This window comes from Gemmiger formicilis, assembly GCF_900167555.1.
Lineage (GTDB): Bacteria > Bacillota > Clostridia > Oscillospirales > Ruminococcaceae > Gemmiger > Gemmiger formicilis.
This window is the reverse complement of record NZ_FUYF01000043.1, coordinates 1-7,250: the sequence shown is the minus strand read 5'-3', so window position 1 is coordinate 7,250 and position 7,250 is coordinate 1. Positions and strand designations below refer to the sequence as shown.

The window sequence follows — 7,250 nt, the reverse complement described above, 5'->3', positions numbered from 1 at the left end:
TGCGTGAAGCTCCTGCATGGTCACTTTCCGCTCATACAGTTCATGGGGAGATAAGGCAACAAAGACAGCTTCATGCTCCAGCCCGTCATCCCGATCAAGGGAATAGTAGGCTTTGTGGCGGTATGTACGCAGCCGGTAGGCAGCCTCTTTACGATCAAACTCTTTGAACATTTCTGCAACTTCTTCCGATACTTCCATGAAGCAATCCGATGTATAGAACGGGTAATAGTCCCGCAAATTGATAATAGCCATATTGACCTCCGTTTCGGTTGTTGGTTGACGAGTGACCGAAACGAAGGCGGCGGGGAGCGGCACCGGGGAATGGCTTCGGGCCAACATGACCCGAAGCCGCCCCATAAGAACGCAAAAGCGCCCGGGCGACATGAAGCCACACGGACGCATGAAATGACATAATAGTTAAGGTTCCAACAAATTTCGCATACATAGCCGGAATAACCCGGAGGCGGGGCTATGCTTTTTTTAACTGATGTAGGTCATGGGCACTGTGAAAAAAGGCAAAGATAGACACGGCGGCAATCCTCCTATATGCCGCCGTGGATTTACACGGTGTTAGGTCGTCGTTGGTTTAGGGGGGCGAAAAGAAACGGCGGCTCTGATTTCTCAAAACCGCCGTATCGTCAGTGATATAGGAAAGCACACGAAATCCTCTGCCCGTCAGCGGTTTTTTTCTTTTCCCCGCTGTGGGGGCAGATGTTTCTTAATTGATTTACCACAAGCATAAACTACAAATGTTACACAAATGTCCGAGGCGTCTTTGATTTCGACAGAAAAACAGGCTGAATTGTTACAAAGCTCGGACATTTCAAAAGAATTTTTTGAAAAATACTAAAGAAGCGGAGCAGCTAAAATCTGCTCCGCTTCGATATGATTGATCTAAGGATGTTTTGCTATTTGATTAAACTCACTCTGTCAACCGCAATCGCTCCACAACTGGAAGGTTAACGTCAGTTTTGTAGACCCATATAGGCACAATAAGGCAGATTAGCAACACCAGTCCAGACACCAGCACCAGTGGGATAAATGGATAGGAGAAAACAGCATAATAGGCCACTTTACTAAAAATCATATATAGCAAGATGAAGATTGCTGTTCCAATGGTGACTGCAAGGGAAAGGGAAACACCCCAATAATAGAAACCTTCCATAAATAGCATTCGTTTGATTTGTCGCTTTGTCATTCCAATGCTTTCAAGAACAGCTAATTCATAGCGCCGAGTATTTACATTGACAACCATTGTATTGACAAAGTTCATGACACCAACAAGCAGCAGGATCACGGACAACCCTGTTCCTAAAACCTTTGCTGTAATGAGATATTCCTGCATTTCTTCTCGCCGTTCATATCGGGATATAATATCAATGTTAGCTTGTGATGCGGTGATTTGCTTTAATTCTTGCAGTATACTTTCGTCATGTTGACCATCCGTATCAAAGGCCACGCGGAACACTCTATATTGCGGAAAGAGTTCTTTCAAAGCTGTTTGACTAATATACAAATCAGGAGCCGTCCCTCTCTCATTGCCTCCTCCTGCTCGAAACCCTTCATTCAAATAACCGTTCGCTACAATAAAGGAATGCTGTCCGTTCTGCGTCTGGATTGTTATTTCCTGCCCTGGCTGAATAAGGCCTTCTACTGTTTTGGACAGCAGCACAACCTTTCCTTGTTCAAAGGCAGACGTGTCAATAGGCAAGTTTAAGGTTTTATTGATTTCTTCCAAATATGCACTGTCAATTCCAAAAACCCCGCTAAAAAAGTTTTGCTGATAATTTTCTAATTTTGCCGGATCAGAAAAATCAATGCCGTTTACTCCGTCTAATGACGCAAGAAACTCGTGAAATACAGCATCGTCATATACAACATCTGCTGCTACTTGAGGATAAGGTGCATAGGTCAACCTCAAATTCTCAATGCCGTCAAGCTGACCAATCTCTGAAACCATTTCGCTGGAAATTAAATCTTCTCTTTCGTGGATACTATATGTGAGTGCAAAATCGCTTACTCCCCATTGGCTCACATAATTCTCCGGGCTTAAACCATGTAATAGCCCTGTGACGACAAGGAACAAGGAAAGGCCGAAAAAAAGCGATGCAAAAACAAGGGTTGTACTCTTAGCATTACGAAAGACATTGTTCCATGCCATTCTGGACAACTTCATTTTGCTACAATTTCTGGCGCTGCTCTTTGTGCTGGCTGCTGTATATTGGAGTGCTGCTATTGGTGAAACACTTCCGGCAATTTTGGCGGGCTTCATGCTTGCAATCATAACGGTAATGAACGTAAATATGGCCGCTCCTATGAAAATAAACGGCGAAAAAGATACTTTTGTTCCCACATCAGAATTTGTTGAATACATCATATTCAGGAAGTAAGGAACAATGCCAAAGGAAACAACCGCACCAAGTAACAGGCCAATCGGAATACCAATACAAGAGATTCTGATTGCCTGCTTATAGATAATTCTCTTTATCTGCCTTTGGGTCGTTCCAATCGTTTTAAGACGGCCATAGAATTGCACATCTTTTACGACAGAGACATAAAGAATATTATAAATCAGCAGATAGCCGCTAAAGGATATAAAAACTGCTAAAATTATTACAGCTAAAATAATAGTTCCACCATTTGCCTGTTCTAATGGTACAATTTCAAATGTTTGCCCTTCTGTAAAGTCAATCTCACGCCGCAATCTTTCACAGTTTTTGTCAGCATTATCATTGCCTTGAAAACGGATCATTGCCGTAACACTATTATCCAGTGATACATTTAAGCTATCCTTAAAAGCGGATGAAACATAAACATAACCACGATTATTTGTGCGCATTGGAATGTAGTCCGTATAGTAGCCCGACAGCAAAAAGGTGTCCGTGACATAATCATAGCTATCGCCAATTTGGTATGACAACACAATTTCCATCCCTATTTGTGGATCAGAAATACCCATCTGTTCAAGCACCCATGTAGGCAACATGATTTCGCTTTTACTTAACGGATAATTTCCTACAACACCTGATATAGTAGGAAGACGGTGGTGTTCCCACTCTGTATCATTTATCCATACTACACCTAATCTTGCGTTTCTCAGTTGTTCTGTATCAACACTGCCTAAACGCTGCTGTATGCCTACGTCAAGTACAAGACTTGATTTTGAAATCTCAACCAACTGTTCTTCCGTTACATTTGTGATTCCGGCATCTGCGGTAGTTCCCATTAAGCGGATTTGTTGCATTTGGTAGGTTTCAAAGTAACTAAAGCCAATACTGAATGTCGCAGTTATCATAAATGCAGTTAGTGCCAGAGCAATGATTGCAAATAAATTACGCTGCCGTTCATGGTGCAAACTGCGCTTTGCCAGTTTCTTTTCAATGTTACTGGTATCATTTTCAAAAGGCCATGTCATAGTCTGCCACCCCCTACTTATTCCACAATTTTGCCGTCCTCAATGCGGACAATCCGATCTGCAAGACGGGCAATATCGTTGTTGTGGGTAATCATCACAACGGTTTGCCGGAACTCCGCACTGGTGCGCTTGATAAGCCCCAGCACCTCGGCGCTGGTCTTGCTGTCAAGGTTACCGGTCGGCTCGTCGGCCAGCACGATAGCCGGTTTGGTAATCAGGGCGCGTGCAATCGCCACACGCTGCTGCTGTCCGCCGGAAAGATTATTCGGCATATTTTTCAGTTTATCTTCCAGCCCCAGCAGGTGAACGATCTCGTCCAAAAACTTCTGATCCACCGTGTCCCCGTCCAGCTCCACCGGCAGGACGATGTTCTCATACACATTCAGAATAGGAACAAGGTTATAGTTCTGGAAGATAAAGCCGATGTTGCGGCGGCGAAAGATGGTAAGCTGTTCATCGTTCTTCTTTGCCAGTTCTTCGCCCCGGACGATCACGGTTCCGCTGGTGGGAGTGTCCAGCCCGCCCATCATGTGAAGCAGGGTGGACTTGCCGCTACCAGAGGTTCCCACAACAGCCACAAACTCGCCGTCCTCCACGGAGAAATTTACGCCGTCAAGGGCGCGGGTAATGTTCGGTTCTGTACCGTAATACTTTTTCAGGTCAATCGTCTGTAAAACGCTCATATTCAAAACTCCTTTCAAGGCTTCCTACCTGTTGATAAGTGTATTGTAAAACCCAAATGTCCGCGAAATGTTACAGCGGCTAAAAAAATTCATTGAAAATTGAGGTGAAATGTTACAACGCTCGGACATTTCATTTTATCTCTGCACCTCGGGCCAACTTGACCCGAAGCAGGAAGTTTCTCTCAACGCAAGGGAAGCATAATGGAAAATTCCGAACCCTTGCCCGGCTCCGAAACCACTTTGATATAGCCGCCCTGCCGCGTTACGATCTCGCGGGCCAGATACAGGCCAATGCCCACACCCTGCTGTTCGTGTACTTCTTCCTCACGATAGAAGCGCTGGAAGATAGCGGCCTGATTGCTTTCGGAAATGCCCTTGCCAGTGTCGGTCACTTTGATTTCCACATACATTTCCCACAGCACCACAGACACAGCGATTTTCCCGCCTGCCGGGGTGTACTTCACCGCATTGTCCAGCAGGTTAAAGAGGGCTTCCGATGTCCACTTGCTGTCATGGGAAACGGTCAAATCCTCCGGGCAGTCCACGGACACGGCGATTTCCTTTTTCTCCGCTGCATACACGATCCCACTCATGGCCTGTGCCACGGTATCAAAGAGGCGGCCCGGTTTCTTGTCCAACTGGATCACGCCTGTTTCCAGACGGGAGGTTTTCACAAGGGCCTGAAAGAGAAAGTCCAGCTTATCCGTCTGGCTGCGGATTCCCCGGATAAAGTCGGTGCGCTCTGCCTCGGCCATAGGCTTTTCCAGCAGGGTGTCCGTCGCCATTTTCAGATTGCTTACCGGCGTTTTCACCTGATGGGAAATATCCGATACAAGGGTCTGTAACTCCTGCCGTTCCTCGTCCACCCGGCGGCGGTTCTCCTGCATGATCTGGTAAAGCCTTGCCAGCCGGTGTCCGATTCTGGCAAGCTGGGTTTCGCTGTCCTCTGGCCGCTGGGGCGCTTCATTTCCGGCGATCATGTGGTCTAAGGTCTGGCACAGGTCAGTGGTAAACTGCGACAGTCGCTTTCCAAACGCCTGCGTCAGTACAAAAATCCCTACAATGGCGCACAGCAGCAGCGCCCCGCCTGTCAGCAGCACCGCAATCTGTTTTGTCACAAGAAAAAGAGCTATGGTGATCCCGGACATGGAGAGGACAAGCTCCATTGCCACCCGGCCAAACAGCCGCTTTACCGAGAGGTTTTGAAACTTCATTTTACCTCGCCTCCCGTCCATTGATACCCCATGCCGTAAACGGTCTTGATGTAGGGTGCGCCGCCGTCGGCTTCAATCTTGCTGCGAATACGGCTGATGGAGGTTGTCAGGGTGTGTTCGTCCACAAACCGCTCGTCTATATCCCACAGCTTTTCCAAAAGCTGCCCACGGGTCAGCACTTGCCGGGGATTTTTACGAAACAGGTTCAGCATTTTGTACTCCATCGGGGATAGAGTCAGGGGCTTGCCGTTTAAGGAAGCCGTCTGCTCCGAGAAGTCCAGAAACAACCGCCCGTCGTCGTAAATGTCCTTGGCCGGTTTGTGGTGTTCCAGCATGGCGAACATGGCTTTGATTTTCCGCTGCAAGGCCCCAATCACAAAGGGCTTTGTGATGTAGTCCACCGCGCCCACCTCATAACCCCGTATCTGGTCGCTCTCCTGATCGTTGGCGGTCAGGAAAATCACGATGGTATCCGGGTGCTGGGGCTTTATCAGCTTGCACAGTTCAAAACCGTTCCCGTCCGGCAGGTTGATGTCCAGCAGCACTAAATTAAATTCCCGCTGGCGGATGGCGTCGGCTGCGGTTCTGGCATTTAGGGCAGAAGTCACGCCATAGCCGTCTGCGGTCAGGTTATAGGCCACCATCTTATTCAAAAAACTGTCGTCCTCGACAATTAAAATCTGCTTCATATCCTCACTTCCTTTGCTTTTTGCAGATAGTATAACAGGCAAATGTCCGCGAAATGTTACAGCGGACGGATTTTTCAAAAAATTATTTCTTCATAAATTATATAGCCTGTTGGCTTTTACATCAAGATTTTACAAGTGAATAGTGAAATGAAATACTACCTTACATAAAGTTTCATTACATTCTCATAATCCAGCCCGAAATGTACAATGATATAGGGTGATATGAGAATGAACCAAGATGAAAGAAGGTTTGACTTTCACGGCCTCGGGGCAGCTCTCAAAAGAGCCAGAGAAGAAAAGGGCTGGACACAAGCCTACGTTGCGGAATTAGTAGACCGTGACTCCCGTACCATTATGAATATTGAGAACAAAGGTCAGTATCCCAGCTTCGACCTTTTTGTTAAACTCATTACCATGTTTGACGTTTCAGTTGACCAGTTTATTCATGCGGACGGAGGGGCAAGGTCAAGTTCTTGCAGAAAGCACATTGATGTGCTCCTAAATTCTATGAATGAAAAAGAGCTTGTTGTAATAGAAGCCACAGCCGAGGGCATTAAGAAAGCCAGAGAAACGGAGGTTCCAGAATAAGGGCCTCTGTTTTTTTGCGCCATTTTAGGGGCTGTCGCTAAGTGGCAAGCAATGCCTCTGTGGCCACAAGTGGCACAAAGGCGGCTTGTTGGGGCTCGCCCCAAACCCGTATCTTCGGGCCAACATGACCCGAAGTGTCAGCGTCGCTTTGCTCCTTATTTTCATAACCTTAACGCTCCTTTTCCTGCTTTCTTCCCGGCTCGGTGTAGCCCATCAGAGTGTCAATGTTCGCCTTGATCGTGACGATCTCCTGCATATCCCGTCGTGCCTTCTGGTATTCTCCATAGAGCTGTTTTTTCTTTGCTGTGAGCTTGCGGCCTTCCTCCTTCAGCACATCCATTTTAGGGAGCTTCGCCCCGCCCAGCAGAGAGCGCATTTCCGCTTGTGCAGCCCGGTACAGTTCAAGGTCGGCCTCATGCTCCGCAAGGAATTTCCGGCTGTACTTCGTCGCCTTATACTGCTCAAAGACTGGGCGGGTTTTGGCATACTGAACCGTTGCGGCCTTTAGCCCGGCATTGGTTTTCATGGCCTGTTCCGTCTGCTTGATCTGTTCGGAAATGGCATGGAAACGGTCTGCCGCCTCGGTGGCTTTCTTCGCCAACTGCTCATAATCGGTCAGGTTATTGTCCTGTATATAGGCAAGAGCGGCGGCCATCTGCTT

5 protein-coding genes and 2 pseudogenes are annotated in these 7,250 nt (G+C 47.2%); 1 reads left to right on the top strand and 6 read right to left on the bottom strand.

Annotated features, from left to right (window positions below):
• The 5 genes and pseudogenes from B5D32_RS14025 to B5D32_RS14005 form a co-directional block, all read right to left on the bottom strand.
• Positions 1–252 (bottom strand): annotated as a pseudogene (locus tag B5D32_RS14025) (sigma-70 family RNA polymerase sigma factor); the annotation flags it as partial.
• Between the two features lie 670 nt (positions 253–922).
• A complete protein-coding gene (locus B5D32_RS14020; protein WP_064786962.1) occupies positions 923–3,415 on the bottom strand; it encodes an ABC transporter permease in 2,493 nt (830 codons plus the stop codon).
• Positions 3,416–3,432: 17 nt separating this feature from the next.
• On the bottom strand, positions 3,433–4,098 hold the full coding sequence (locus tag B5D32_RS14015; protein ID WP_005936003.1) for an ABC transporter ATP-binding protein: 666 nt from the start codon (positions 4,096–4,098) through the stop codon (positions 3,433–3,435).
• 182 nt (positions 4,099–4,280) lie between these two features.
• Positions 4,281–5,312, bottom strand: coding sequence for a sensor histidine kinase (locus B5D32_RS14010; protein WP_064786964.1), 1,032 nt, complete (start codon positions 5,310–5,312; stop codon positions 4,281–4,283).
• A complete protein-coding gene (locus B5D32_RS14005) occupies positions 5,309–6,001 on the bottom strand; it encodes a response regulator transcription factor (protein ID WP_055194522.1) in 693 nt (230 codons plus the stop codon). The genes B5D32_RS14010 and B5D32_RS14005 overlap by 4 nt, the downstream gene beginning before the upstream one ends.
• Positions 6,002–6,223: 222 nt before the next feature.
• Here B5D32_RS14005 and B5D32_RS14000 point away from each other — a divergent pair, with 222 nt between their 5' ends.
• Positions 6,224–6,589 carry a helix-turn-helix transcriptional regulator gene (locus B5D32_RS14000; RefSeq protein WP_004064252.1) on the top strand — a complete coding sequence of 122 codons (366 nt, stop codon included), beginning with the start codon at positions 6,224–6,226 and terminating at the stop codon, positions 6,587–6,589.
• A gap of 169 nt (positions 6,590–6,758) precedes the next feature.
• Here B5D32_RS14000 and B5D32_RS13995 read toward each other — a convergent pair.
• Positions 6,759–7,250: pseudogene (locus B5D32_RS13995) on the bottom strand (relaxase/mobilization nuclease domain-containing protein); the annotation flags it as partial.